The organism is Massilia sp. UYP11 (genome assembly GCF_050434805.1).
Lineage (GTDB): Bacteria > Pseudomonadota > Gammaproteobacteria > Burkholderiales > Burkholderiaceae_D > Telluria.
Genome location: NZ_JBNDJE010000001.1, coordinates 1 through 25,212 on the forward strand (window position 1 = coordinate 1; position 25,212 = coordinate 25,212).

Genomic DNA, 25,212 nt, shown 5'->3' on the forward strand with positions numbered 1-25,212 from the left:
CCACCGTTTCTTCCCTGACAAAAGAGCTTTACAACCCGAAGGCCTTCTTCACTCACGCGGCATTGCTGGATCAGGCTTGCGCCCATTGTCCAAAATTCCCCACTGCTGCCTCCCGTAGGAGTCTGGACCGTGTCTCAGTTCCAGTGTGGCTGGTCGTCCTCTCAGACCAGCTACTGATCGTCGCCTTGGTGAGCCTTTACCTCACCAACTAGCTAATCAGATATCGGCCGCTCCAGGAGCACAAGGCCCGAAGGTCCCCTGCTTTCATCCATAGATCGTATGCGGTATTAGCGTAACTTTCGCTACGTTATCCCCCACTCTTGGGTACGTTCCGATATATTACTCACCCGTTCGCCACTCGTCAGCGGAGCAAGCTCCCTGTTACCGTTCGACTTGCATGTGTAAAGCATGCCGCCAGCGTTCAATCTGAGCCAGGATCAAACTCTTCAGTTCAATCTCTGTTTGTTGACTCTTTCGAGTCATCGGCTATTGCTAGCCGAGTCGCTCACTCAAAATACTGACCGTCACTTCATTGCTGAAGCAACGTTTAATACTTTGTGCGAACATTTGATATTTTAAGTATGCAAGAACCGAAGTTCTTGGCACCTTCATCAAACGCCCACACTTATCGACTGTTAATTTTTAAAGAACTTTATTCGGTACTGCACCCCTGCCGTTTGCTTCGAATCGTTTTGTTCGTCAGCAGCAGAGGAATGAGATTATGCTCGTCCTGCTGAGCTTCGTCAACACCTAATTTTTCAGTTTTGTGACGAAACCGCGTCGTTACGGAGGATGTCGACGAAGGCCTTTATCAGCCGGCGCACGATATATAGCCTCAACCAGTCTTCGACCACCTGGCGGCAGCCAAGCTCAGCCTGCCGCAGGACGTGCTGGCGCAGCGCGAAGCGATCGCTATTCCCGCAGCGTGAGCGTCGTATAGTTCGGATCGGCCCCGATACGCTCTTGTGTAAAGGGAAGGCTCGGCCACTCCTTGCGCGAATACATCATGGTCTGGTCGGCATACCAGGGCGACCTGGGGTCGGTCGACTGGCCATAGGTCAGCATGGCCTGGGCCACCGGCCCTTGCTCGTCGAACGTGACGGTCTGGATATAACTCTGGCCCCAGTGCGCGCCAACATAGCCCTGCGCCGTCAATCCACTGCGCATGGTCAGCGAACCATAGCTTCCTTCCTGATTACCGTTGCCGCCATGCAGGGGAATGCGCACGCCGTTACGCGGCTCGACCTGGTAGTCGCCCAGCCGGCCGTCGAACGGCACGTCGAGCGACTGCAGCTTGTCCGCCGCGCCTTTCAGCGCTGCCAGCAACGCCGGCATGGCCTTTGACGCCACCCCGGACGGCGTATTCACCGGGTCGGCCGGATCGAAGGGCACCGCCCATTTATCCGGAATCGCCGCCGCCGCGCGCCAGAATTCGCGGAACAGCACCGCCCCACGGCTATCTAGATCGGCGCGGCGATCCCAGCCCTGCAGCGCCGTGCAGGCCCGCCTCAGCAGCGCATCGTTCGCCGCCGCACAGGCCGGCAGCAGTTCCGGCAACACGAGCTCGGCCGCATACACGCGGTTCGAGAACGCCAGTGCCTGCATATCGCCCAGGCTCAGTTTACTGCGCCGGGCCAGCATATCCTCGACCTGGCGGAAACCGATCCGCGTGCGCAGGCTTTGCTCGACATTGGTCCGCCCATACAGCGGCGAATAGCCCAGCGGCGCCGGCCCGGTCAGCAAGGCCTTCGGGTTGGTCAGCCAATAACTGTCGTTCGAATTGCCGACATAGTCGGTGCGCATCATCCACGGGGCATTGGCTGGAGAATAAATGCCGGGTGGCGCCCCCGCATCCTGGCCCCAGCCGCAGCTGCTGCGTGAACCGTCGAACAGCAGCGCCGCCTGCAGCAACAGACAGCCATTGGCGAATTTGTCGGCGTTCATGTGCGGCACGACGCTGGCGTCCGCATACAGCGTGTTGCCGTCGCGGTCGGCCGCAACCGTATTTACCCACGGCAGGCCCACCACCTTGTCCAGCGAGTCCTTGAGCGCACGCACGTTGCTGGCGCTACCGATGCCCAGCCATTGCGCGAGCATGCGCGTATTGCTGCGGTTCGGGTCGGCCAGCACATAGGCCGCCTCCGCCGTCCACGTCATGCCCGCCGCCGGCCGGCTGATGACGGCGCCCTGGTGGCTGAAATAGAAGGTCTTGCTGCGCCGGCCAACCAGCCCGTCCGGCAGCAGCGCATCGACGTGGACCGTCTTCGCGGTCATCCTGCGCCGCTCGCCGTCATAGACATAGGTGGTGCCGCTGGCGTCGGCCGGATCCAGCGTCAGCCGGAAGGTGGTGAAGTGATAGGCGAACGTCACCGTATGGCTCCATGCCACGTCGCGGTTGAAGCCGATCACGACGGCCGGGACGCCGCCGATGATCACGCCCATCGCGTCATAGCGCCCCGGCACGGTCAGGTGGGCCTGGTAGAAGCGGTCGGTCGTGGTCCAGGGATAGTGCGGATTACCCAGCAACAGCCCCCGCCCATTGGCGGACAAGTCCTTGCCCACCGCCAGGGCATTGCTTCCAAACCCTTGTCGGTTGAGCTGGTCCAGCTGCGCCACCAGCGTCGAGGCGTCGATCTTGCGCGGCGCCCTCCTGGCCAGGCGCACGCTCGCGCCGGGAACCCTCCCGGCTGCGACAAAATCCCTGGCAAAGGCCTGGCCCGACGCGTGCAACGCCTTTTCCGCCACCACCAGAACCATATCGTCGAGCGTCATCGGCCGCACCCACTTGGCGTCGGCGCAGGCGGCCGGCAGCTTGCCGCCGGCATCCTTCAGGTAGCGGTTATAGCCGTCGACAAAGCCTTCGAGCAGATCGCGCGGCTCGCGGGGCCCCGCGGCATAGCCGGCGCGCAACTGCCCGATATCGAGGTAGCCCTTGAAGAAAAAGTCGCTTTCTTCATTGTTCAAGTCCATGAAACCGCTGCCGCCGCCATAGTCGTCGCCCGTGCGCTGGCGCGGACGCGCATCGGCGCCGAAGAACAGCGAGCGCTCGCCACGCACGGTCAACAGGGAATCGGCAAACATGCAGACGTTGTCCTGGGCATAGGCATACGCCAGCCCATAACCGAGGCTATGAAAATTATCGGCGCGCACGTGCGGCACGCCATGCGTGGTGCGTGCGAGCGAAACCTGGACACGGGCGACCGGCTCGGAAGGCGGCGGGGGCGGCGCCGGATCGTCGCCGCCGCTGCAAGCGCCTAGCGCCAGCGCAAGCAGCGCGCAGACAAGAAACCGGATCGCAGGGACAGGAGGCTTCATGGAGGCGCTTTCTGCGGCAATGGCCGCATGGTGATGGCGGAACGAAGGGCAAAAGGTGCAACAACTTTAACCCTGAATTAATGCCCGCATACCATTACTTACGCGTAAATCCTCAAAATAGATGATTGACGCAACGCCGTCGTGTCGGACCGCCAGAAAGCAAAAAAGCCCACCAGACATCTGGTGGGCTTTCTCTCTATTGAATAGCCTGACGATAAACTACTTTCACACTGGTTGCAGCACTATCATCGTCGCAATGTCGTTTCACGGTCCTGTTCGGGATGGGAAGGGGTGGTACCGACTTGCTATGGTCATCAGGCATAACTTGCTGGAAAACTGTTCCTCTACTGGGCAACAGACTTCCTGAATTCCGGCGAGCATTCTATCAGGCAAATCCTCGGAGCACCAGCGTTATCACGCCGCGGTCAAAACCGCGGCAAGGGACGTACTGCGCCGGATTGCATCCGCGCCTGGCGAATCGCCGCCCGTAATGCCGCGATGCGTGCATCCATCGATGGATGCGACGCCAGGTAGTGCGTGAACGCCGGCGTATCGCCCTCCGCGCGCCGCAGGCTTTCAAAGAATTCGGTGGCGCCGCCGGCGTGTCCGTAACGGCACTGCAGGATGTCCAGCGCCTTGCCGTCCGCCGCCGCTTCGCGCCCGCGCGAATAGCGCGATTCTCCCAGGGTTTGGGCCGGCAACAGCACACTGGCCGCTCCCGATCCATCCCCGGTCAGCAAGGTGGCGGCCGCCACCAGCACCAATCGCCGCCCGAGCGCGCGCAAGTGATCGCGATGCGCGAGATGGGACAGTTCGTGGGCCAGCACGAACGCCATGCCGTTCTCGGAACGCACGCTGTCGAACAGCGCCGAATGCACGACGATCAGCCCGCCAGGCGCGACCATCGCATTCGGCGACGTCGATCGGGTGATCCGCACCGTCACCGGCTCGCTCACCCCGGCGCATGTCTTCATGCCATCGACCAGGGCCTGCGCCCACGCCTCATGTTTGCGCAGCGCGGCTTCGGCGGGCGGCGGCGTCCACGCCACCAGCCGCGTGAGCCTGGCCTCGGTCCCAGGGTCCATGCGCTCGACGACCACGTCCACCAGCCATCCCAGCGCCAGGTAGGCCGCGAAAATCGCCGCCGACAGCCCGGCCAGGATCAGCACGAAATCCTTCAGTGGATGTTCGTGCGAGATATTGTCGTTGTGCTCGGGCAGCGACGCCTGGTATTTCATGCCGGTGCGGACCGCTCCACATAATAGATGGCGGTGCCGTAGGCCAGTACCTCGACCCCGGTCACCTGGCGCGGCTGACTGCCGGCCAGCGGCATGGTTTCCAGGCGCACGTTAACGATCTCATGAGCGCCGGGACAGCTTTCCTTCAGGCGCAGCAGCGCTTCGCGCTTGGCGCGGTCGAGCAGGGATTCATACGACTTGACCGAGCCGCCCACGATCGAGCGCAGGGCCGAAGCCGCCTTCTTGAAATGGTCGACCGAGATGACCACGCTGCCCGTCACCAGCTCGCTGCGCGCCACCGGTCCGGCGCCCAGTACCGTGCGCAGCGATGTAGCGGGCAGGTGCACGAACGCTTTTTCGCGCTCGATGATCGAGCGGTAATGCCGGCGCTCGGCCATCCTCCCAAACACATAGCCCAGCACCACGGGGATCGTCCAGAAGGCGATCAGAAAGAGGATTTCCATTATTCGACCGTCACCGCGGTGCCATAAACATAGATCTCGGCGGCGCCAGCGGCCACCGACGAGGTCGAGAAGCGCACGTTGACGATCGCATTCGCGCCCATCTGCGCCGCCTGCGCCTTCATGCGCTCGGTGGCCTGGGTGCGCGATTCTTCCAGCAACTCGGTATAGCCGCGCAGCTCGCCGCCGACCATGTTCTTCAGGCCCGCCATGATGTCCCGTCCGACGTGCTTGGAGCGCACCGAACTGCCGGAGACGATGCCGTGGCAGACCGTGATGTTCTTGCTGGGAATGGTTTCGATATTCGTGAGAAGCATGATGGCCCTGGATAAAAAAGAGTGGTCGATTGTAGACAGTAATCTTTACCACAAGCAATTCGCACTGCATAGTCGGCGCGAATGGCGCTTCAAGCACAGTAAAATACCGCCTTCGCGCCAGCCATCCTTCGCTTCCCCACCATGACGATCCTGCTCTCAACGCTCAATGCCCGCTATACGCACGCCTCGCTCGGCCTGCGCTACCTGGCGGCCAACATGGGTCCGCTGCAAGAGCAGACCACGATCCAGGAATTCGTCATCGGCGCCAAGACCACCGACCTGGTCGAGCGCATCCTGGCGCACGCGCCGCGCATCGTCGGCTTCGGCGTCTATATCTGGAACGTGGAAGAGACCACCCGCCTGGTGGCCCTGCTCAAGCGCGTGGCGCCGCAGCTCACCATCATCCTGGGCGGCCCGGAAGTCTCGCACGAGACGGGCGAGCAAGAGATCGTCAAGCTGGCCGACTACGTCGTCACCGGCTGGGGCGACGTCACCTTCCCCAAGCTGTGCCGCGAGATCCTGGACGGTCCCAAGCCGATCATGAAGGTGCATGCGGGCGTGCAGCCGCCGATGGGGGACATCGCCCTGCCCTACTCTTTATATGGCGAAGAAGACATCGCCCACCGCACCCTGTACGTGGAAGCCTCGCGCGGCTGCCCGTTCAAGTGCGAATTCTGCCTGTCCTCGCTGGACAAGACGGCATGGCCCTTCCCCCTGGATACCTTCCTGGCCGAGCTCGAGCTGTTGTACTCCCGGGGCGCGCGCCTGTTCAAGTTCGTCGACCGCACCTTCAACCTGAACGTCAAGACCAGCCTGCGCATCATGCAGTTCTTCCTCGACAAGATCGCCGCCGCGCCAGGCGACCCGGTATATGCCCACTTCGAGCTGGTGCCGGACCACCTGCCGGAAGCGCTCAAGGAAACGATCGCCAGATTCCCGGCCGGAGCGCTGCAGTTCGAGATCGGCATCCAGAGCTTCAACCCCGAAGTGCAAGGCCTGGTCAGCCGCCGCCAGAACAATGAAAAAGCGGCCGAGAACATCCGCTGGCTGACCCGGCACTCCACCGCCCACCTGCACGTGGACCTGATCGCCGGCCTGCCGGGCGAAGACGTGGCCAGCTTCGCGCGCGGCTTCGACCACCTGGTGAGCCTGGGCGCCGAAGAGATCCAGTTCGGCATCCTCAAGCGCCTGCGCGGCACGCCGATCATCCGCCATACCCAGGAATTCGGCATGGTCTACGATCCCTACCCGCCTTATACGGTGCTGGCGACGAACAGGATCGACTTCGCCACCATGCAGCGCCTGGTGCGCTTTGCCCGCTACTGGGACCTGGTGGCCAATTCGGGCCGCTTCGCCAACACCATCCCGGTGCTGCTGGGCGAGACGCCGTTCGACAACTTCATGGCCTTTTCGGACTGGATCTATGCGCACACCGACGCCACCCACCGCATCGCGCTGGACCGGCTGGCCAAGCTGGTGGCCCGGTGGCTGCAGGTGCGCGGCATGGCCGCCGACGAGGCGGCGGCGCTGCTGGCCAGCGACTATGCCGGCAAGGTCGACGCCCCGACCCGCCTGGTGACGCCGGCGGATGCGCCGAAAGCGGTCGCCCCGGCGCGCCAGGTGCGCCATCTGGCCGCCTGACGGGGCAAGCACGCAAGAGGATCGCGGCTGGCAACACATATGATTCTCTTTTACACTGGCGCAATGCGGATTGAAAATGCGCCAACATTAACCATTCAACAGTCCGGCCAGGGAGCCGGCCAATCCGTCATTGCCGAGGGGGTCTGGCAAGTCCACGGCCTGTCGCAGCGCGGCGTCCTCAAGGGCATCACGCGCCAGCTGGCCAGCCTGAAGGACAAGGGCGCCTGCGAATGGGACCTGTCCGGCATCGAAAGCCTCGACCACATCGGCGCCCAGCTGTTCTGGAATACCTGGAACAAACAGCGTCCCAAGCGCCTCAAGCTCGACCCGCGCCAGGAAGACCTGTTCCGCCGCATCGAGCAGGCCAGCGCCATCAAGCTGCCGCGCCACCGGACGAGCCCTTTCCATTGGGTGATCATTCTGGGCGCCGGCATCCTGAACTTCTTCGAACACCTGCGCAGCTTCATCGGCCTGATCGGGATCGTGGTCCAGGACCTGGGCCGCTTCCTGCGCCGTCCCCAGACCGGGCCGTGGCGCGAAATCTCGGCCAATATCTATCATTCCGGCTTCCAGGCGCTGGGCATCACGGCCCTGGTCGGCTTCCTGATCGGGATCGTGCTGTCCTACCTGTCGTCGCAGCAGCTGCGCATGTTCGGCGGCGACGCATATCTCGTCAACATCCTCGGCATGGCGGTGATCCGCGAACTGGGCCCGCTGCTGGCGGCGATCCTGGTCGCCGGCCGTTCCGGCTCCTCGATCACCGCCCAGCTGGGCGTGATGCGGGTGACCGAAGAACTCGACGCCATGCTGGTGATGGGCATCTCGCATGGCTACCGCCTGATCATGCCGAAAGTGGTCGCGCTGGCGATCTCGATGCCGCTGCTGGTGGTCTGGACCGACGCCATGGCCCTGTTGGGCGGCATGGTCTCGGCCAAGATCGAGATGGGCATGTCGTTCCGCTACTTCCTGCAAAAGCTGCCGGACGCGGTGCCGATCGTGAACTACACGATTGGCCTGCTCAAGGGCGCTACTTTTGGGGTGCTGATCGCCCTGATCTCGTGCCACTTTGGCCTACGCATCAAGCCCAACACCGAGAGCCTGGGCCGCGGCACCACCACCTCGGTGGTCACCGCGATCACGGTGGTGATCCTGGCCGACGCGGTGTACGCCATCATCTTCAGCGGGACGGGCTTCTGATGCCGGAAACCAGCAAACAACGCCGCCAGGAGCTGAACCTGCGCCCCGACGAGGAAGTCGGTGCGCCGGTGGTCCAGATCCGCAACCTGTGGACCCGTTTCGGGCGCACGGTGGTGCACCAGGACCTGAACCTCGAGATCTACAGCGGCGAAATCCTCACCATCGTCGGCGGCTCGGGCACCGGCAAGACCGTGCTGCTGCGCCAGATGCTGGGCCTCGAGCGGCCAGCGCAGGGCAGCGTGCACGTGTTCGGCGAGGACATCAGCGCGGCCTCGCCCGAACAGCTGCAGCGCATGCGCAACCACTGGGGCATGCTGTTCCAGCAGGGGGCGCTGTACTCGGCGCTGAGCGTGTTCGACAACATCGCCCTGCCGATGCGCGAGCTGCGCGCCCTGCCCGAGGACGTGATCCGCGACGCCGTGCTGCTCAAGATGGATATGGTGGGCCTGGGCCCCGAGCACGCCAACAAGATGCCGGCCGACCTGTCGGGCGGGATGGTCAAGCGCGCCGCGCTGGCGCGCGCGCTGGCCCTCGAGCCGCAGCTGCTGTTCCTGGACGAGCCCACCGCCGGCCTCGACCCCGACCTGTCGGACGCCTTCGTCACCCTGATCCAGACCCTGCACCGCGAACTGAAGCTCACGGTGGTGATGGTCACGCACGACCTGGATACGCTGTTCGCGCTATCCTCGCGCATCGCGGTGCTGGCCGAGAAGCACGTGCTGGCGGTGGGACCGTCGTGCGACGTGCTGCAGGTCGACCATCCCTTCATCAAACACTTTTTCCTGGGCCCGCGCGGCCGGCGGGCGCTGGAAGTGCTCGACGAGCGCCATGCCCAGCATGAATCGGAGAATCGATAGTTATGGAAAACAGGTCGCATGCCCTGATGACCGGCATCTTCACGATCGCGCTGCTGGTGGCGACCATCCTGGTCGGCCTCTGGTTCAGCCGCGACAAGACCGAGCTGGTGCCCTACGAGATCGTCACCACCCAGTCGATCCCCGGCCTCAACCCGCAAGCCACGGTGCGCTACCGCGGCCTCGAAGTGGGCCGCGTCGACGCGATCGTGTTCGACCCGCGCGTCACCGGCCAGATCCTCATCAGGCTCTCGGTGGACGCCGCCTCCCCGATCACCAGCACCACGTATGCGACGCTCGGCTACCAGGGCGTCACGGGCATCGCCTTCATCCAGCTCAACGACGACCGCACCGGCTCGCCGCGCCTGCAAACGGGGGATGATCGTATTGCCCGCATCCCGCTGCGTCCGGGCCTGCTCGACCAGCTCGAAGTGCGCGGCCTGGCGATCCTCGGGAAGGCAGAGAAAGTGACCGCCAGCCTCGACGAGCTGCTCAGCGAAGACAACCGCGCCAAGATGGTCGGCGCCTTCGAGAGCGTCGACCGCGCGGCCGACGCCTACGCCGCCATTCCCGAGCGCCTCGATCCGGTGATCGACCAGCTGCCCGCCCTGATTGGCAAGGTCAACCGCAGCATGGATTCGGTCGACACCCTGGCCACCAGCGCCACCTCGATGACCCGCAACTACGACCAGCTGGCGACCCGCCTGCAGGCGCCGGACGGCCCGATCGAGCGCCTGAACACCACCATCGGCGCGCTCGGCGCCGCCACCAGCGAACTGGAGCTGGAAACCCTGCCGCACGTGGTGCGGATGACCGACGAGGCGCGCTCTTCGCTGCGCGCGGTGCGGCGCACCGCCAACTCGTTCTCCGACCGCCCGCAGAGCATCCTGTTCGGCACCCCCGGCGACGCGCCCGGCCCCGGCGAGCCGGGCTTCGTGCCCCCGACCAAATGAGGACCACCGTGAACCGTCAATCCTTCCGCTTTCCTGGCGCCGCCGCCGTTGCCGCAGTTGCGTGTTCCGTGCTGCTGGCCGGTTGCGCCGGCCAGGAACGCGCGCAGAACACCATCTACGACTTCGGCGCGCCGTCGCTGGGGCCAACCGCCCCGGCCACGCCGCCCGCCGCGCCCCTTGCGATCGTGGTGATGGATGTCACCGGTCCCAGTGGCCTGGACACCGAGCGCATGTTCTACCGCCTGAACTACGCCGACGCCCAGCAGGCGCGCACCTACGCCAGCAGCCGCTGGAGCGCCACGCCGGTCGCCCTGGTCACCACCCGCCTCAAGACCCGGCTGTCGCAGGCGCACATGAAGGTGCTGTCGGCCACCGACGCCGCCAACGGCATACCGGTCCTGCGCATCGAGATCGACGACTTCGTGCATGCGTTCCCGAGCGCGGACCGGAGCGAAGGCCGGATCATGCTGCGCGCCTCGGTGTTTCTCGAGCACCGCCTGGTCGACCAGCGCAGCTTCGAGCGCAGCACGCCGGCGGCAAGCCAGGACGCGGCCGGCGGCGCGGCGGCGCTGGCGGCCAGCACCGACCAGCTGGCGGCCGACATCGGCGCCTGGCTGGCCGCCCTCGGCCTGCAAGGCAAATGACCAAGGCGGAAGTCCCTGCCGACGTCGCCGCCGGCCGCTCGCGCGGCTCGCCGATCGTGCGCGCCGCGCTGCTGGCCTATTTGCTGCTGATCGTCTACGCCAGCTGGTTCCCGTTCACCGGCTGGCGCGACAGCGGCATCTCGCCGCTGGCCTTCCTGAACCTGGTCAAGCAGCGCTACTGGACCGGCTTCGACGCCGGCGTCAACATCGTCGGCTACATCCCGTTCGGCATGCTGCTGGTGCTGGCGATGTATCCGCGCGTGCGCGGCGTATGGGCGGTGCTGCTGGCCACGCTCGCGGGGCTCCTCACCACCGGCACGATGGAAGCCGTACAGACTTACCTGCCCAGCCGCGTGCCGTCGAACCTCGACTTCGTCACCAATGCCGGCGGCTGCTTCCTGGGCGCCATCCTCGGCGCGCTGTGGGCCCCGGGCCTGCTCGACCGCAGCCGCCTGTTCAAATTGCGCCAGCGCTGGTTCGCGCCGCACGCCAGCCAGGGCTTGGTGCTGGTGGCCATGTGGCCGCTGGCCCAGATCTACCCGCAGAGCTACCTGTTCGGCCACGGCCAGGTGCTGCCGATCCTGTCCGGCTGGCTGTCGTCCTGGTTCGGCACCGAGATCGACCTGGTGGCCATGCTGCGCCCCGGCGACGACATCATGAGCGTCGAACAGTACTGGCTGTCCGAGACCATCATCACCGCCTGCGGCATGACCGGCGCCGCCCTCACCCTGATGTGCCTGGTGCGCCGCGGCGCCCCGCGCTTCTGGCTCATGCTGGCCCTGCTGGCCGGCGCACTCGTGGTGAAGGCGTTCGCCAGCTCCCTGCTGTTCCGGCCCGATAACGCCCTGGTGTGGGTGACGCCGGGCGCCGAAGGCGGCTTCTTGATCGGCCTGATCATGCTGTCCGGCCTGGCGTTCGCGCCCCAGGTGGCGCAGCGCCGGCTGGCGGTCGTGACCCTGATCCTGGCGCTGGTGGTGGTCAATACGATCCCGGTCAACCCGTATTTTTCGTCCACCCTGCAGGGCTGGGTGCAGGGCAAATTCCTCAACTTCAATGGCGCGGCCCAGTTCCTGTCACTGGCCTGGCCCTTTGTTGCATTGTGGTTCTTGCTGCTGCCCTCGCATAAACTCAATCGGCAATAGAGCCTGTCCCGGCAGGTGGGGCCTCCCACCTGTCGGGATAGGCGCGATAGCGCGTATCATGACGCTTTGGCGCGACGCCATGCCACTCTTTCCAATGAGAACGACATGAACGACCACGTGAATGACGAGCAGTTTTACAAGCACCATGTATTTTTCTGCATGAATGTCCGCGACGGCAAGGATGCGCGCCCGAGCTGCGGCAAGTGCGGCGCCGAGAAGGCGCAAAAGCATGCCAAGAAACGCATCAAGGAACTGGAACTGAGCGGCCCGGGCAAGGTGCGCATCAACCAGGCCGGCTGCCTCGACCGCTGCGAGGAAGGCCCGGTGCTCGTGGTCTACCCGGAGGGCACCTGGTACACCTACGTCGACAACGACGACATCGACGACATCATCGATACCCACCTGGTTGGCGGCAAGGTCGTCGACCGCCTCAAGATCTGATCCGACAAGACGCTCTATGAACATCCATTCGCACAAGTTCACCCTCGACGGACACGCCGGCAAGATGCAATGCCTGCTCGACCTGCCGGAAGGCGCGCCGCGCGGCGTCGCCCTGGTGGCGCATCCGCATCCGCTGTATGGCGGCACCATGGAGAACAAGGTCGCCCAGACCCTGGCGCGCACCTTCGTCACGCTCGGCTATGCGGCGGCGCGTTTCAATTTCCGCGGTGTGGGCGAATCCGAAGGCGTGCACGACGAGGGCCGGGGCGAGGTCGACGACATGGCCGTCATGTATGCCCACATGCGCGAACAATACCCTGACCTGCCGATCACGCTGACCGGTTTCTCGTTCGGCACCTTCGTCCAGGCCCAGTTTGCGCTGCGCCTGGCGGCCGAAGGCCGGCCGGCCGAGCGCCTGGTGCTGGTCGGCACGGCGGCCGGCAAATGGCCGATGCCAGAAGTGCCGCAAGACACCATCCTGATCCATGGCGAACTGGACGATACAATTACCCTGAAGGAAGTTTTCGACTGGGCGCGGCCGCTCGACCTGCCCGTGACCGTCGTTACGGGCGCCGACCATTTCTTCCATCGCAAGCTCGGCCACATTAAAAATCTCGTGATTCAACTGTGGCGACGTGACATTTAGCCGCAACAACCCCCTATAATCATTCCCTTCTCTTGAGGCAATGCTCCTTTCGGGGCATTGCCTTGCGCTCCACCACAGCCTTACTTAATGACGAAATACTTCCCATGAAAAAACTGTTAGCGGCCTTCGCCGCCAGCCTGGTGATGGTCTCGGCCAGTGCGCAAACCGTACCCGCGCCCGCCATCGCCGCCAAATCGTGGTTGCTGCTCGACGCGACGAGCGGCCAGGTCATCGCCTCGCAAGAACAGAACATGCGCATCGAACCGGCGTCGCTGACCAAGGTCATGACGGCCTACGTCGCCTTTGCCGCGATCCGCGACAAACGCATCACCATGGACCAGATGGTGAACGTGTCGGAGCGCGCCTGGAAAGTCGACAGCAGCAGCTCGAAGATGTTCATCGATCCGCGCGTGCCAGTGTCGATCAGCGACCTGCTGCATGGCCTGATGATCCAGTCGGGCAACGACGCCGCGGTCGCCATCGCCGAAGCGGTGGCCGGCGACGAAGCCACCTTCGTCACCCTGATGAACCGCGAAGCGCAGCGCCTGGGCCTGAAGTCCACCCGCTTCGCCAACCCGCACGGCCTGCCGGACGCGAACAACTACTCGACCGCGGCCGACCTGGCGCAGATGGCGGCCCACGTGATCCGCGACTTCCCCGAGTTCTACAAGATCGACTCGATCAAGCAGTTCACCTATAACAAGATCACCCAGCAGAACCGCAACCGCCTGCTGTGGCTGGACCCGACCGTGGACGGCATGAAGACCGGCCACACCAATTCCTCGGGCTACAGCATGATCGCCTCGGCGCGCCGTCCGAACGGCAGCACCGGCGAACGCCGCCTGATCTCGGTGGTGCTGGGCACCAGCTCGACCGACGTGCGCACCCAGGAAAGCCAGAAGCTCCTGAACTGGGGCTTCCAGAACTTCGACACCGTCAAGCTGTACTCGAAGGGCCAGGCGATCCAGACGCCATCGATCTGGAAGGGCGCGCAATCGACCGTCAAGATCGGCTTCACGCGCGACATCCTGGTCACCGTGCCGAAAGGCGTGGCCGGCAAGCTCAAGCCGGTGCTGGAACGCCGCGACCCGCTGGTCGCGCCGCTGGCACGCAACGGCCAGGTCGGCACCCTCAAGATGACGGTCGACGGCAAGCCGCTGCTGGTGTTGCCGGTGGTGGCGCTGGAAGAAGTGCAGGAAGCGAGCATTTTCGGGCGCGCCTGGGATTCGATGCGCCTGTGGATGCAGTAAGCCGGCGCGCTTGACCGTCGAAAGCCCGTCCGCGCATCGCGCCGGACGGGTTTTTTTTCATGCGCGGCGGCTGACGCGGGGCAGGCTTGCGGCCGTTATAATCATGCTATCCAGTCAGCACGAAAAAATCACGAAAGAACCCGATGCCACAAGCGCCTGCCGAACTTCTCTTCCCCCGCATTCCGACGCGCGAAGGCGGACTCGAACTGTCGCGCATCGTGGCCGGCATGTGGCGCATGGGCGAATGGGACATGCCGGTCGCGGCGCGCGTCGAGTTCATCGAACAGTGCCTGGCGCTGGGCGTGACCACCTTCGACCACGCCGACATCTACGGCAACTACGGCGTCGAAGAGCTGTTCGGCCAAGCCCTGCGCGCGCAACCGTCGCTGCGCGATCGCATGGAGCTGGTGAGCAAGTGCGGCATCAAGCTGTTGTCGGACAAGCACCCGGGCCACACCATCCAGCACTACGACACCAGCGCCAGCCACATCATGCGCTCGGCCGAGGAGTCGCTGCGCAAGCTGGGCACCGACCGCCTCGACCTGCTGCTGATCCACCGTCCTGATCCGCTGATGGAATTCGACGAGATCGCCGCGGCCTTCTCGCGCCTGAAGCAGGACGGCAAGGTGCTGCACTTCGGCGTGTCGAACTTCACGCGCCATCAGTTCGAGTCGCTCAACCGCCGCATACCGCTGGCCACCAACCAGGTCGAGTTTTCGCCCCTGCACACCGCGCCGATGTTCGACGAGACCTTCGACGGCCTGCAAGACCTGGGCGTGGCGCCGATGATCTGGTCGCCGCTGGGCGGCGGCCGCCTTTTCGACGCGGGCGATGCGGGCGATGCGCACGGCCAGCGCGGCGCCGCGCTGCGCCAGGCCATCCAGGACGTGGCCGAGCGCATGGACAAGCCGTTCTGCAGCGTGGTGTTCGCGTGGATCATGCGCCTGCCCTGCCGGCCGATCCCGCTCACCGGCAGCGGACGCATCGCGGCGGTCCGCGAAGCGGTGCTGGGCGCGAGCTTCGAGCTCGAGCGCGATGACTGGTTCCGCATCCTGCGCGCCGCACGCGGACACGAGGTGGCCTGAGATGGTCGAGGGCCCGATCCGGATCGTCGAGGGCAAGGCCCTCAGCGCGCAGCAAAAGAAGGATTTGCTGAACCGGCTGGCCCGGATCGAGGGCCAGCTGCGCGGCGTGCAGAAACTGATCGCGCTGGCCGATTTGCCGTCGGATTGCGACGCCGTCGCGCAGCAGATGGCGGCGGCGCGCAAGGCGCTCGACCGCTCCTTCGTGCAATTGCTGACCTCATCGATCCTGACCCAGACCGGCGACGCCGAAGACCTGGACGATGCCCGCGCCCGCGCCGCCCACCTGGCGGCGATGCTCGACAAGTTCGCGTGACGGGCGCCTAGTCTTCGAACACCTTGGGCGGCGCGACGCCGCGCCAGCCCAGCTTCCAGCCGATGTTGAGCAGCAGGGTCGCGCACACGTAGAGCACGAAGAACAGCACGAAGAAGCGCTCCTGCAGCAGCGCCAGCAGCACCGCGCACACGCCCAGCAGCGCCAGCATCACCTTGCCTTTCGGGTGCTTGGAGCTGGGGAAGCGGATGGTCGACACCATCAGCGCGCCGACGAAGACCATCAGCGCGCACACCAGGAAGGCCGGCGCTACCGCGACGACCGGATCGGGCCAGGCCACCACCACCGAGGCGACGCAGGCGGCGCCGGCCGTGATCGGCATGCCGACGAAGTAGCGCGGATCGGTGCGGCCATGGCTGATGTTGAAGCGCGCCAGGCGCAGCGCGCCGCAGGTGACGAACACGAAGCAGGCCAGGCCCCCCATGCGCTCGAGCGTCGGGTGCATGTCGCCCAGCTGGGTGAAGCCGTAGCAGTACAGCAGGAGACCAGGCGCGCAGCCGAAGTTCATCACGTCGGCGATCGAGTCGAGCTGCACGCCGAAGCTGGACTGGGTATTGGTGGCGCGCGCCACGAAACCGTCGAGCGCGTCGAACACGCCGGCCAGCACCAGCAGGATCGCGGCCAGGCGGAAGTCGTCCGGGTCGCCGACGCGCGCGTTGTCGACCGAGATCACGATGCTGGCGAAACCGCAGGCGATCGACAGCAGCGTCACGGAACTGGGCAGGGCGAACTTGGCGCGCGCGAGGCGTTGCTGGTTAGATAGCTTCAATGGTCGACTCGACAAGGGGAATGTTGGCTTATTCTACAGGGTGCCTTCCGAGGGTGTTGCGCGATGGTGGCGGAGGCGGTCACGATGGTCGTTTTTGGCCTAGAATGATGCCCCACGATTATGTATTGACGGGAGTTGCAAGATGAGCCATATGCCACGCTGGCAATCGATTGCCGCGATCCTGGGCGCTGCCCTGGCCCTGAGTGCATGCGGCGACGGTGGCGGCAGCAGTCCGGCGGTCCAGCCTGGCGGCGGCATGGCGGTCACGCCAAGCCCCGCTGCGCCCGCGCCCCCGCCCGCGCCCGCGCCGGCCGCGGATTCCCCCGCCCTGACCGGCAATATCGCCGTCGATGGCCGCAACTGGATGAATTACCGGCGCGGCCAGGCCGGCATGCCGACGGTCAGCCAGAACGCGCAGATCGGCAACGCAGCCCTCGGGCACGCCGAATACCTGCGCATCAATGACGTCCTGAGCCACGACCAGGAGCCGGGCCGCCAGGGCTTCACCGGCGCCACCGTGGCAGACCGCCTGAACGCGGCCGGCTACACGCTGGATCAGACCCGCGGTTTCGCCTATGGCGAAGTCATTTCCGGCTCGAGCAACGGCTCTGGCTTCTTCATGACCGAAGAACTGATCACGGCGATCTACCACCGCTTCGTGATCTTCGAGCCGACGTTCCGCGAGATCGGCACCGGCGCCGCCAGCGCCAGCCGCGGCTATCACTATTTCACCGCCGTTTTCGCCAGCCGCAACGGCTACGGCCCGGGCATCGCGCGCGGCACGATCGTCAGCTGGCCCTTCAATGGCCAGACCGGGGTCGCGCCCAACTTCTTCAGCGATACCGAGGAACCGGATCCGGTCCCCGACCGCAACGAGGTAGGGTATCCGATCAGCGTGCACACCAATCTCGATTCAACGCTGGCGGTCGGCAGCTTCACGGTGCGCCCGCGCGGCGGCGCCGACCTGCAGGTGCTGCGCGTCGATCCGCCGGGGCAGGCGACGGCGGCCTCCATCATCCCCGTGCTCCCGCTGCGCGCGGCCACCACCTACGAGGTCAATTTCACCGGTACGGTCAATGGCGCGGCGGTTGCGCGCGCCTGGTCGTTCACGACGCGGTGAGCGGCGCCGCAGTGGCGCCCGGCGCGCCGGCGATCGACTTCGCGGCTGGCCTCGAGCGGGTGATGGACGACCGCGCGCTGTTCCTGCGCGTGCTGGGACGGTTCGCCGGCGACTACCGCGACCTCGCGGCGCGCCTGCATGCGGCGCTGAATGCAGGCGACGCCGTGCTGGCGCACCGCATCGCCCACACGCTCAAGGGCGCGGCCGGGATGATCGAGGCGAACCGGCTGCGCCAACTGGCGCTGGAGGTCGAACTGGCAATGAAGGCCGGCGGGGCGGCGCCGCCGGCGCTGGCTGCGGCACTGGTTGCGGCGCTGGACCAGGAGCTGGCGCGGGTGCTGGCCGAAGTCGACGCACTGCTGGCCGCGCCGGAAATGCCGGCGCCGGCATCAGCAAGCTCGCCGGCCGCCCGGGACGACCTGGCGCGCCTGCGCGACATGCTCGACATCGGCGACGGCCGCGCGCCGGACCTGGCCGCGCAGCTGCGGCCGCACCTGCTGGCGGACATGGGGTGCGAGAAGGTGGCGGCGTTCGACGCGGCGCTCAGGCGCTTCGATTTCGAAGGCGCGCTGGCGCTGCTGGAGCAGGCCGACCGGGGCTAACGGCGCAATACGCCGCCGTCACTGAGCGGCTTTCACTGAGCGGCTTTCACTGCGCGGCGCGCGCCGTCAGCGTGTGAACTCGGCTTCTTCGTCGAAAGAATCGGCGCAGGATTTGCCGCAAAAGCGCCGCACGCTGTCGAGCGGCTTTTCGCAGTACCAGCACGAACCCTTGGCCGGAAGACTGGCGCGGGTCGGCATGCTGCCTGTGGAGGCAACGGAGACGGCCACCGGCGGCTCGGCGGGTAGCCCACTGTCCGGAAGACTCTCGTGTGTCGTTTCCAAGATCCACCCCCTGATACGGCAGCCTTTAGTCAGAGAAAGATTACTTCAGCGGAACTCCGTGCGCATGAGAAAGCGCAAGCCTGGCCGCGACAGGCGAACCCATCACGACTTTCGTTGCGTATCAGTGTGCGCCCAATGCCAGGCGGGTGCAATCCCCTGCCCCGCGCCCATGGAGTGATTTGACATGGGTGCAACGTTTCCGCTGCACGAGCCACGGTGCACCGCCAAAAACCGTAGTGTAATGACAACTGCCGGCATGCACGCTTGTGTGCGCTACTTGTTTGCGTTAGTTATGCGCCGCTTATTTCGCCGGTTCGAGCGTCACGACCAGGCCGCTGCGGGTGGTCTGGATTCGCGTGGGAACGAATTGCACACCCGCATAACGCAAGTCTTCCTGGTCGAAGGTATAGACCGGCATGTCGCGCGCCACGGTGTCGATCAGGCCGTTGGCAACCCGGGTCAATTGACGCTCGGCTTCGGCGTTGCCGAGCCGCAGGCTGTCGACGCGCGGCTCGGCCATCATGACGGCGGCGCGGCCCGGATCGACGTACAGGCGTCCCGAGAACGCGATATTGCCGGTCCAGGCGCGCGCGAACGGCGGCGAAACCGAAGCCTCGACGGCCAGCGCGACCCGGTCCTGGTCCGGCTGGATCGCCAGTTGCGGACGGGTGAGCTGGATGTCGAACAATTCCAGCAGGCGCTCATTGACGGGGAAGCGCTTGTCCAGGCCGGTCTGCAGCTTGTGCAGCGGCAGCTCGACCTGGCGCGGGCCGATCAGGCTGGAGCAGGAAGCGAGCAGGCTGGCGCCGACCGCGATGGCGGCCAGCCTGAACACCGTACGCCGCATCGGCGTGGAGGAATGAGGTGGCGTGTATTGATCCATATGCCAAGCCTAGCACGAGCCGGCCATAAGCCTGTTGATCGTTACTTGCCGATACAGAAGCGGCTGAAGATCACGCCCAATAAATCATCCGGCGTAAACTGACCTGTAATGCTCGACAGCCGATCCTGGGCCAGGCGTAGTTCTTCGGCAAACAGGTCGAGCGACTGGTCGTCCTGCATCGCGTGCCGGCGCGCCAGCTCCAGGTGTTTGCGCGCAGCGCGCAGGGCGATCAGGTGCCGTTCGCGCGCCAGGTACAGCGATTCTCCGGTCTGCTGCCAGCCGGCGATGCGCAGCAGCTCGGCGCGCAGCAGGTCGATGCCGAGCTTTTCGTGCGCCGACAGGTACAAGTGAACGGCGTCCGCGCTCTCGTCCTTCGACGGCTTGTGCCCCGACAGGTCGATCTTGTTCCAGATGCGCACCACCGGCACGTTCGGTGGGAAGGCCGCGACGATCGCCTCGTCGGCGGCGCTCGGGCCGAGATTCGCGTCCAGCAGGTGCAGGATCACGTCGGCCTTGCCGACCTCGCCCCAGGTGCGCTCGATGCCGATGCGCTCGACCACGTCGATCTCTTCGCTCACTGCGCGGATGCCCGCGGTGTCGATGATGTTCAGCGGGATGCCCTCGATCTGGATCGTCTCGCTCACCTTGTCGCGCGTGGTGCCGGCGATCGGCGTGACGATCGCCACCTCGGCCCCGGCCAGCGCGTTCAGCAGCGAGGACTTGCCCACATTGGGCTGCCCGACCAGCACCACGTTCAGCCCTTCGCGCAGCAGCGCGCCCTGCGCCGCCTGGCGGAACACGTTTTCCAGCGCGTCGATGATGCCGGCCAGCTGGCCGCGCGCGTTCGACTTTTCCAGGAAGTCGATTTCTTCTTCCGGGAAGTCGAGCGTGGCCTCGACCAGCATGCGCAGATTGATCGTGCGCTCGACCAGGGTGTGCACCACTTGCGAGAAGGCGCCCGACAGCGATTGCGAGGCCGACTTGGCGGCGGCTTCGGTGGAGGCGTCGATCAGGTCGGCCACCGCCTCGGCCTGGGCCAGGTCCAGTTTATCGTTCAGAAAAGCGCGGCGCGTGAACTCGCCCGGCTCGGCCAGGCGCAGGCTTGACGCCGCGCCGGCTTCCAGCACCCGGCCCAGGAGCATCTGCAGCACCACCGGGCCGCCGTGGCCCTGCAGTTCGAGCACGTCCTCGCCGGTATAGGAATGCGGCCCCTTGAAGTACAGGGCCAGACCTTCGTCGATGATGTCGCCATTGGCGGCCTTGAACGGCAGATAGGTGGCGTGGCGGGCGGCAAGGGTCACGCCGGGGAACAGGGCGTCGACGAGGAAGCCCAGCGATTTGCCGGAGGCGCGCACGACGCCGATGCCGCCGCGGCCAGGGGCGGTGGCGATGGCGGCGATGGGGGATGTGTCGAGTTTCATGGGGGGATTGTAAGGGATGCGAGGTGGATGCGGGTATGGCGGGTATGCGCGCTCACTTGGGTTCCCGCCTTTGCGGGAACGACGTGCATGAGCGGCAGGCCGAGGCATCGACCGTCGCCCGCTACCGTCAAACCGTCATTCCCGCGAAGGCGGGAATCCAAGGCCAGTGCACACCACAATGGCTGCATCGACCACAAACAAAAAACCCGCGCACAAGGCGCGGGCTTTTCACGAGAAGGCTGCGGATTACTTGGCCGCGGCGGACTCGAACTTGCGGGTGATGACCCATTGCTGGGCGATCGACAGGATGTTGTTGACCACCCAGTACAGCACCAGGCCGGACGGGAAGAAGAAGAACACCACCGAGAACGCGATCGGCATGAACAGCATCATCTTGGCCTGCACCGGATCGGTCGGCTGCGGATTCAGCTTGGTCGTGATGTACATCGACACCGCGTAGATCACCGGCAGGATGTAGTACGGGTCGGGCTGGGTCAGATCCTGGATCCAGCCGATCCATGGCGCGCCGCGCATCTCGACCGAGGCCTGCAGCACCCAGTACAGGGCGAAGAACACCGGCATCTGCACCAGGATCGGCAGGCAGCCGCCCAGCGGGTTGATCTTCTCGGTCTTGTACAGCTCCATGGTGGCCTGCTGCATCTTGGCCGGATCGCTCTTGTAGCGTTCGCGGATCGCCTGCATCTTCGGCGTCACCACGCGCATCTTGGCCATGCTGCGGTAGCCGGCGGCCGACAGCGGGAAGAAGGCCAGCTTGATCAGGATGGTCAGGGCGACGATGGTCCAGCCCCAGTTGCCCAGCATCGAGTACAGCTGGGTCATCACCCAGAAGATCGGCTTGGCGATCACGGTCAGCATGCCGTAGTCCTTCACCAGCTCCAGGCCCGGGGTGATGGTTTCCAGGATCTGCTCGTCCTGCGGACCCGAATACAGGCGGGTGTCGGTCGACACGGTCGCGCCGGGCGCCACGGTGCCCAGCGACTGCACGGTGCCGATCGCGTACAGGTTGTTGGCGATCTTCTTGGTGAAGATATCGCGCGGCGCCTTGTCGGCCGGGATGAAGGCCGAGACGAAGAAGTGCTGCGAGAGCGCGACCCAGCCGTTATCCGCCTTGGTCGAGTGATCGGCGTTGCCCTTTTCGATTTCCTCGAAGGTCAGCTTCTGGTACTTGTCGGCGTCGGTGTACAGGGTCGGGCCGGTGTAGCTCGGCATGAACCACGAATCGGTGGCCGGCTTGTTGCCGTCGTGCTGCAACTGCAGGTACAGCGACGGCTGGACCGGCGCGGCGCTGATGTTGGTGACGTCATGACGCACGCCGATCAGGTAGTCACCCTTGCGGAAGGTCAGCGTCTTGGTCAGGCGCACGCCGCCCTGCTCGGCTTCCAGCACGACCTGCGCCTGGTTGTTGCCGCCCAGCGTGGTCTGGGCCGACTTGACGGTGAACGGCGTGGTGTGGTTCGGCAGCACGCCGGCGGCGCTGGTGCCGATCAGGCCGGTCTGGCCCAGGTAGACGTTCGGGCCGTTCACGTTGAACAGGACCTGGTTCCTGGTCTTGTCAAAGTGATCCGGATAGTGCAGCAGCTCGAGGCGCTTGATGACGCCGCCGACCGAGTCGATGTCGACTTTCACCACGTCGGTGGTGACGGTGACGACCTGGCTGGAAGGCGCGGCCGGGGCAGCGGCAGGAGCAGGAGCGCCCGGCACGGCAGTGGCGGCGGCGGCGGGCGCACCCGGCACGGCGGCGCTGCCCGGCTGGGCCGCGGCTGGGACATCCGCCGGCTTGTTCTGCTGCGCGACTTGCGCTGGTGGTTGCGCCGAGAACAGCGACTGCTTGCCGTTAGCCACCATCCAATTGTTCCAGAGAACAATCAGGGAGATGGCGAACACGATCCACAGGACAGTACGTTTATTGAATTCCATTGGAGTCTTCAGGAGTGGTTGCAACCGCAAGCGGCTGAATGGGATTCCTTGGGGCCGTCTTTCGGCGGCACCGGGTCGACGCCACCCGCATTCCACGGATGGCAGCGGCCCACGCGGCGCGCGGCCAGCCAGGAACCGCGTGCGGCGCCATGGACGCGCAGCGCTTCGATTGCGTAATTGGAACAGCTGGGATAGAACCGGCAGCGCGGCCCGAGCATCGGAGACAGCAGCAACTGGTAGCCGCGAAGCAACCAGACGAGCAGCGTCTTCATGGCGTGCTGGCCGCGGTGGAATGCGGCCGCTGTTGCGATGCGAACAGGCGTGCCAGTTCCACCTTCAGCGCGGCCTTCAGGGCGCGCGTGGTGGCCGGGCCGTCCTTGGCGTTGACGGGACGCGACAGGCGCACGATGCAATCGACCGACGCCAGGCTGCTCGTACGGAACAGTTCTCGCGTCATGCGCTTGATCGTATTGCGGGTCACCGCGCGCGGCGCGAAACGCTTGGCCGCAACGACGCCCAGCCGCGCATGCGGCAAGGAGTTCGGACGCGTGTAAAGCACGAAATGCGCCGTTTTTTGCGTCGGCCGCAAACGAAAAACGGATGAAAATTCATCCGTTTTAACGATGCGCCGAGCGCGCGCGAAGTCGTGCGAACCTTCGCCTGTCATCACCGACCGCAATCGATCTGCGGTGCGTGACTTAGACAGCCAGACGCTTGCGGCCTTTGGCGCGGCGAGCGTTCAGGACTTGACGGCCACCACGGGTAGCCATACGTGCGCGGAAGCCGTGCGTGCGCTTGCGACGGACGACGGAAGGTTGGTAAGTACGTTTCATGGTGGTCTCGCTTAAAGCAAAATAAGATGCAAAATCGGGTCTGACGTCGTGTCAGATTCGGCGCCGATGACAGTTTCGCTCGAGGTTAAACCAGCGTCACGCCACAGCAAGTCTTTCGTCGCCCAACCACCAGCCGCTGAAAAATCACAGCCTGGCATGGCGCACGGACGGGGAACCCTGAATTAGACTCCATTTCACACCGTCATGTCAAGCCAGGTGTTGTTTCACCAAGCGCCGCCCACAGGCGTTTCCAGCTTGGCAAGGGGTCGACCTCGCTCGTCATTTCGGCGGAAAATATGTGCAGCGCCTGTGGATAACTTCGGCCGAGACAGGTAAAATAGCGTGTTACGAATCAAAAGCGAAGTATGGAAAATTTTTGGCAGACAGCATCCGCGCAGCTTGAGCTCGAACTCACGCCGCAGCAATTCAGCGCGTGGATCAAACCGCTCGTCGCCCTCGACTACGAAGACGGCAAGCTGCGCATCGCTGCGCCGAACCGCTTCAAGCTCGACTGGGTCAAGACGCAGTTCGCCACTCGCATCACCGAGCTGGCAGCCCAGTACTGGGAAGCGCCGGTCGAGGTGCAATTCGTGCTCGACCCAAAGAACAATCCTGCCCGCAAGACGGTAGACACGGGCGCATCCGGCAACTCGGCCACGGTCGACTTCAATGCGCCGCGCCCCGCGCCTGGCGCCGAAAACCCGAGCCCGTCCGCCGGCCCGAGCCCGAACCAGAACCTGAACATCGCCAACTCGCCCAAGCGCGAGCAAAGCCGCATCAACACCGAGCTGACGTTCGACAGCTTCGTGACCGGTAAGGCCAACCAGCTGGCGCGCGCTGCCGCGATCCAGGTCGCCAACAACCCGGGCGTGTCGTACAACCCGCTGTTCTTCTACGGCGGCGTCGGCCTCGGCAAGACCCACCTGATCCATGCGATCGGCAACCAGGTCATGGCCGACCAGCCGAACGCGCGCATCCGCTACATCCACGCCGAGCAGTACGTGCGTGACGTCGTCACCGCCTATCAGCGCAAGGGCTTCGACGATTTCAAGCACTACTACCACTCGCTCGACATGCTCCTCATCGATGATATTCAATTCTTCGGAGGCAAGAGCCGGACGCAGGAAGAGTTCTTCTATGCGTTCGAGGCGCTGATCGCGGCCAAGAAGCAGATCATCATCACCTCGGACACCTATCCGAAAGAGATCACGGGCATGGACGACCGCCTGATCTCGCGCTTCGATTCCGGCCTGACGGTGGCGATCGAGCCGCCCGAGCTCGAGATGCGCGTGGCGATCCTCTTGAAAAAAGCGCAGTCCGAAGACGTGACCCTGTCGGACGACGTCGCCTTCTTCGTGGCCAAGCACCTGCGCTCGAACGTGCGCGAACTCGAAGGCGCACTGCGCAAGATCCTGGCCTACTCGCGCTTCCACGGCAAGGACATCACCATCGACGTGGTGAAGGAAGCGCTCAAGGATCTGCTGTCAGTGCAGAACCGTCAGATCTCGGTGGAAAACATCCAGAAGACGGTGGCTGACTTCTTCAACATCAAGGTCGCGGACATGTATTCGAAGCGCCGGCCGGCGAACATCGCTCGTCCGCGCCAGATCGCCATGTACCTGGCAAAAGAACTCACGCAAAAGAGTCTTCCGGAGATCGGCGAACTGTTCGGCGGCCGCGACCACACGACCGTGCTGCACGCGGTGCGCAAGATCGCCGGCGACCGCCAGAAGAATCCGGAGTGCAACCACGAGCTGCACGTGCTGGAACAGACGCTCAAGGGTTAATTTTCTGCCCTTGAGCGGAATTTTTGTGTTTGCCTCAGGCAATGGCACAATATCGCTTTAGT

26 protein-coding genes and 2 rRNA genes are annotated in these 25,212 nt (G+C 64.8%); 14 read left to right on the forward strand and 14 right to left on the reverse strand.

Annotated features, from left to right (window positions below; translation table 11 throughout):
* The 6 genes from ABIB38_RS00005 to ABIB38_RS00030 all read right to left on the reverse strand — a co-directional run.
* A 16S ribosomal RNA gene (locus ABIB38_RS00005) occupies positions 1-453 on the reverse strand; the annotation flags it as partial.
* Between the two features lie 459 nt (positions 454-912).
* Positions 913-3,315: a penicillin acylase family protein gene (locus tag ABIB38_RS00010; protein ID WP_429200666.1), complete on the reverse strand. Its 2,403-nt coding sequence runs from the start codon at positions 3,313-3,315 to the stop codon at positions 913-915.
* Positions 3,316-3,521: 206 nt separating this feature from the next.
* A 5S ribosomal RNA gene (gene rrf / locus ABIB38_RS00015) occupies positions 3,522-3,634 on the reverse strand.
* A 106-nt stretch (positions 3,635-3,740) separates the two neighbouring features.
* Entirely contained in the window at positions 3,741-4,553 is an 813-nt protein-coding gene (locus ABIB38_RS00020; protein WP_429200668.1) for a M48 family metallopeptidase, read from the reverse strand.
* Complete coding sequence (locus ABIB38_RS00025; RefSeq protein ID WP_429200670.1) at positions 4,550-5,017, reverse strand: YbjQ family protein; 468 nt, start codon at positions 5,015-5,017, stop codon at positions 4,550-4,552. Before ABIB38_RS00025 ends, ABIB38_RS00020 begins: the two co-directional genes overlap by 4 nt.
* Complete coding sequence (locus ABIB38_RS00030; protein WP_429200672.1) at positions 5,017-5,331, reverse strand: YbjQ family protein; 315 nt, start codon at positions 5,329-5,331, stop codon at positions 5,017-5,019. The genes ABIB38_RS00025 and ABIB38_RS00030 overlap by 1 nt, the downstream gene beginning before the upstream one ends.
* Before the next feature lie 141 nt (positions 5,332-5,472).
* On the opposite strand from ABIB38_RS00030, the gene ABIB38_RS00035 reads away from it, so the two are divergent.
* The 11 genes from ABIB38_RS00035 to ABIB38_RS00085 all read left to right on the forward strand — a co-directional run bounded on the left by ABIB38_RS00035 (position 5,473) and on the right by ABIB38_RS00085 (position 15,497).
* Positions 5,473-6,972: a DUF4080 domain-containing protein gene (locus tag ABIB38_RS00035; RefSeq protein WP_429200674.1), complete on the forward strand. Its 1,500-nt coding sequence runs from the start codon at positions 5,473-5,475 to the stop codon at positions 6,970-6,972.
* Between the two features lie 63 nt (positions 6,973-7,035).
* On the forward strand, positions 7,036-8,169 hold the full coding sequence (locus ABIB38_RS00040; RefSeq protein ID WP_429200676.1) for an MlaE family ABC transporter permease: 1,134 nt from the start codon (positions 7,036-7,038) through the stop codon (positions 8,167-8,169).
* Positions 8,169-9,026: an ABC transporter ATP-binding protein gene (locus ABIB38_RS00045; protein ID WP_429200678.1), complete on the forward strand. Its 858-nt coding sequence runs from the start codon at positions 8,169-8,171 to the stop codon at positions 9,024-9,026. Before ABIB38_RS00040 ends, ABIB38_RS00045 begins: the two co-directional genes overlap by 1 nt.
* Positions 9,027-9,028: 2 nt before the next feature.
* Complete coding sequence (locus tag ABIB38_RS00050; RefSeq protein ID WP_429200679.1) at positions 9,029-9,976, forward strand: MlaD family protein; 948 nt, start codon at positions 9,029-9,031, stop codon at positions 9,974-9,976.
* 8 nt (positions 9,977-9,984) lie between these two features.
* Complete coding sequence (locus ABIB38_RS00055) at positions 9,985-10,620, forward strand: ABC-type transport auxiliary lipoprotein family protein (protein ID WP_429200681.1); 636 nt, start codon at positions 9,985-9,987, stop codon at positions 10,618-10,620.
* Positions 10,617-11,762 carry a VanZ family protein gene (locus ABIB38_RS00060; protein WP_429200683.1) on the forward strand — a complete coding sequence of 382 codons (1,146 nt, stop codon included), beginning with the start codon at positions 10,617-10,619 and terminating at the stop codon, positions 11,760-11,762. Before ABIB38_RS00055 ends, ABIB38_RS00060 begins: the two co-directional genes overlap by 4 nt.
* Before the next feature lie 105 nt (positions 11,763-11,867).
* The gene (locus tag ABIB38_RS00065) at positions 11,868-12,203 is read left to right on the forward strand and encodes a (2Fe-2S) ferredoxin domain-containing protein (protein ID WP_429200684.1); all 336 of its coding nucleotides are present in this window, start codon (positions 11,868-11,870) and stop codon (positions 12,201-12,203) included.
* Positions 12,204-12,219: 16 nt separating this feature from the next.
* Positions 12,220-12,849 carry an alpha/beta hydrolase gene (locus tag ABIB38_RS00070; RefSeq protein ID WP_429200686.1) on the forward strand — a complete coding sequence of 210 codons (630 nt, stop codon included), beginning with the start codon at positions 12,220-12,222 and terminating at the stop codon, positions 12,847-12,849.
* 104 nt (positions 12,850-12,953) lie between these two features.
* The gene (locus tag ABIB38_RS00075; RefSeq protein ID WP_429200687.1) at positions 12,954-14,099 is read left to right on the forward strand and encodes a D-alanyl-D-alanine carboxypeptidase family protein; all 1,146 of its coding nucleotides are present in this window, start codon (positions 12,954-12,956) and stop codon (positions 14,097-14,099) included.
* A gap of 143 nt (positions 14,100-14,242) precedes the next feature.
* Complete coding sequence (locus ABIB38_RS00080) at positions 14,243-15,184, forward strand: aldo/keto reductase (protein ID WP_429200689.1); 942 nt, start codon at positions 14,243-14,245, stop codon at positions 15,182-15,184.
* 1 nt (position 15,185) lies between these two features.
* On the forward strand, positions 15,186-15,497 hold the full coding sequence (locus ABIB38_RS00085) for a metal-sensitive transcriptional regulator (RefSeq protein ID WP_429200691.1): 312 nt from the start codon (positions 15,186-15,188) through the stop codon (positions 15,495-15,497).
* Positions 15,498-15,504: 7 nt separating this feature from the next.
* Here ABIB38_RS00085 and pssA read toward each other — a convergent pair whose 3' ends face one another.
* Positions 15,505-16,284 (reverse strand): CDP-diacylglycerol--serine O-phosphatidyltransferase, encoded by a 780-nt coding sequence (pssA, locus tag ABIB38_RS00090; RefSeq protein ID WP_429200693.1) that lies wholly within the window; start codon positions 16,282-16,284, stop codon positions 15,505-15,507.
* A gap of 142 nt (positions 16,285-16,426) precedes the next feature.
* On the opposite strand from pssA, the gene ABIB38_RS00095 reads away from it, so the two are divergent.
* Positions 16,427-17,404 carry a CAP domain-containing protein gene (locus ABIB38_RS00095; protein WP_429200695.1) on the forward strand — a complete coding sequence of 326 codons (978 nt, stop codon included), beginning with the start codon at positions 16,427-16,429 and terminating at the stop codon, positions 17,402-17,404.
* Positions 17,401-18,006, forward strand: coding sequence for an Hpt domain-containing protein (locus tag ABIB38_RS00100; protein ID WP_429200696.1), 606 nt, complete (start codon positions 17,401-17,403; stop codon positions 18,004-18,006). The genes ABIB38_RS00095 and ABIB38_RS00100 overlap by 4 nt, the downstream gene beginning before the upstream one ends.
* A gap of 66 nt (positions 18,007-18,072) precedes the next feature.
* Here the strand turns inward: ABIB38_RS00100 and ABIB38_RS00105 are convergent, their stop codons facing one another.
* From ABIB38_RS00105 to rpmH, 7 genes are all read right to left on the reverse strand, one after another.
* A complete protein-coding gene (locus tag ABIB38_RS00105; RefSeq protein ID WP_109345944.1) occupies positions 18,073-18,288 on the reverse strand; it encodes a hypothetical protein in 216 nt (71 codons plus the stop codon).
* Positions 18,289-18,589: 301 nt separating this feature from the next.
* The gene (locus tag ABIB38_RS00110; protein WP_429200698.1) at positions 18,590-19,171 is read right to left on the reverse strand and encodes a DUF1439 domain-containing protein; all 582 of its coding nucleotides are present in this window, start codon (positions 19,169-19,171) and stop codon (positions 18,590-18,592) included.
* Between the two features lie 41 nt (positions 19,172-19,212).
* Complete coding sequence (gene mnmE / locus ABIB38_RS00115; protein ID WP_429200699.1) at positions 19,213-20,592, reverse strand: tRNA uridine-5-carboxymethylaminomethyl(34) synthesis GTPase MnmE; 1,380 nt, start codon at positions 20,590-20,592, stop codon at positions 19,213-19,215.
* Between the two features lie 246 nt (positions 20,593-20,838).
* Complete coding sequence (gene yidC / locus ABIB38_RS00120) at positions 20,839-22,530, reverse strand: membrane protein insertase YidC (RefSeq protein ID WP_429200701.1); 1,692 nt, start codon at positions 22,528-22,530, stop codon at positions 20,839-20,841.
* Between the two features lie 8 nt (positions 22,531-22,538).
* Entirely contained in the window at positions 22,539-22,802 is a 264-nt protein-coding gene (gene yidD, locus ABIB38_RS00125; RefSeq protein ID WP_123067961.1) for a membrane protein insertion efficiency factor YidD, read from the reverse strand.
* Complete coding sequence (gene rnpA, locus ABIB38_RS00130) at positions 22,799-23,197, reverse strand: ribonuclease P protein component (protein WP_429200704.1); 399 nt, start codon at positions 23,195-23,197, stop codon at positions 22,799-22,801. Before rnpA ends, yidD begins: the two co-directional genes overlap by 4 nt.
* Positions 23,198-23,228: 31 nt before the next feature.
* Complete coding sequence (gene rpmH, locus ABIB38_RS00135; protein WP_040378179.1) at positions 23,229-23,363, reverse strand: 50S ribosomal protein L34; 135 nt, start codon at positions 23,361-23,363, stop codon at positions 23,229-23,231.
* 365 nt (positions 23,364-23,728) lie between these two features.
* On the opposite strand from rpmH, the gene dnaA reads away from it, so the two are divergent.
* Positions 23,729-25,150: a chromosomal replication initiator protein DnaA gene (dnaA, locus tag ABIB38_RS00140; RefSeq protein ID WP_429200707.1), complete on the forward strand. Its 1,422-nt coding sequence runs from the start codon at positions 23,729-23,731 to the stop codon at positions 25,148-25,150.
* The last annotated feature ends 62 nt before the right edge of the window (positions 25,151-25,212 follow it).

Bases quoted from the DNA above. Each gene is read 5' to 3' on its own strand.
- ABIB38_RS00010 (WP_429200666.1), bottom strand. From the start codon at position 3,315: ATGAAGCCTCCTGTCCCTGCGATCCGGTTTCTTGTCTGCGCGCTGCTT.
- ABIB38_RS00020 (WP_429200668.1), bottom strand. From the start codon at position 4,553: ATGAAATACCAGGCGTCGCTGCCCGAGCACAACGACAATATCTCGCAC.
- ABIB38_RS00025 (WP_429200670.1), bottom strand. From the start codon at position 5,017: ATGGAAATCCTCTTTCTGATCGCCTTCTGGACGATCCCCGTGGTGCTG.
- ABIB38_RS00030 (WP_429200672.1), bottom strand. From the start codon at position 5,331: ATGCTTCTCACGAATATCGAAACCATTCCCAGCAAGAACATCACGGTC.
- ABIB38_RS00035 (WP_429200674.1), top strand. From the start codon at position 5,473: ATGACGATCCTGCTCTCAACGCTCAATGCCCGCTATACGCACGCCTCG.
- ABIB38_RS00040 (WP_429200676.1), top strand. From the start codon at position 7,036: ATGCGGATTGAAAATGCGCCAACATTAACCATTCAACAGTCCGGCCAG.
- ABIB38_RS00045 (WP_429200678.1), top strand. From the start codon at position 8,169: ATGCCGGAAACCAGCAAACAACGCCGCCAGGAGCTGAACCTGCGCCCC.
- ABIB38_RS00050 (WP_429200679.1), top strand. From the start codon at position 9,029: ATGGAAAACAGGTCGCATGCCCTGATGACCGGCATCTTCACGATCGCG.
- ABIB38_RS00060 (WP_429200683.1), top strand. From the start codon at position 10,617: ATGACCAAGGCGGAAGTCCCTGCCGACGTCGCCGCCGGCCGCTCGCGC.
- ABIB38_RS00065 (WP_429200684.1), top strand. From the start codon at position 11,868: ATGAACGACCACGTGAATGACGAGCAGTTTTACAAGCACCATGTATTT.
- ABIB38_RS00070 (WP_429200686.1), top strand. From the start codon at position 12,220: ATGAACATCCATTCGCACAAGTTCACCCTCGACGGACACGCCGGCAAG.
- ABIB38_RS00075 (WP_429200687.1), top strand. From the start codon at position 12,954: ATGAAAAAACTGTTAGCGGCCTTCGCCGCCAGCCTGGTGATGGTCTCG.
- ABIB38_RS00080 (WP_429200689.1), top strand. From the start codon at position 14,243: ATGCCACAAGCGCCTGCCGAACTTCTCTTCCCCCGCATTCCGACGCGC.
- ABIB38_RS00085 (WP_429200691.1), top strand. From the start codon at position 15,186: ATGGTCGAGGGCCCGATCCGGATCGTCGAGGGCAAGGCCCTCAGCGCG.
- ABIB38_RS00095 (WP_429200695.1), top strand. From the start codon at position 16,427: ATGAGCCATATGCCACGCTGGCAATCGATTGCCGCGATCCTGGGCGCT.
- ABIB38_RS00110 (WP_429200698.1), bottom strand. From the start codon at position 19,171: ATGGATCAATACACGCCACCTCATTCCTCCACGCCGATGCGGCGTACG.
- mnmE (WP_429200699.1), bottom strand. From the start codon at position 20,592: ATGAAACTCGACACATCCCCCATCGCCGCCATCGCCACCGCCCCTGGC.
- yidC (WP_429200701.1), bottom strand. From the start codon at position 22,530: ATGGAATTCAATAAACGTACTGTCCTGTGGATCGTGTTCGCCATCTCC.
- yidD (WP_123067961.1), bottom strand. From the start codon at position 22,802: ATGAAGACGCTGCTCGTCTGGTTGCTTCGCGGCTACCAGTTGCTGCTG.
- rnpA (WP_429200704.1), bottom strand. From the start codon at position 23,197: ATGACAGGCGAAGGTTCGCACGACTTCGCGCGCGCTCGGCGCATCGTT.
- rpmH (WP_040378179.1), bottom strand. From the start codon at position 23,363: ATGAAACGTACTTACCAACCTTCCGTCGTCCGTCGCAAGCGCACGCAC.
- dnaA (WP_429200707.1), top strand. From the start codon at position 23,729: ATGGAAAATTTTTGGCAGACAGCATCCGCGCAGCTTGAGCTCGAACTC.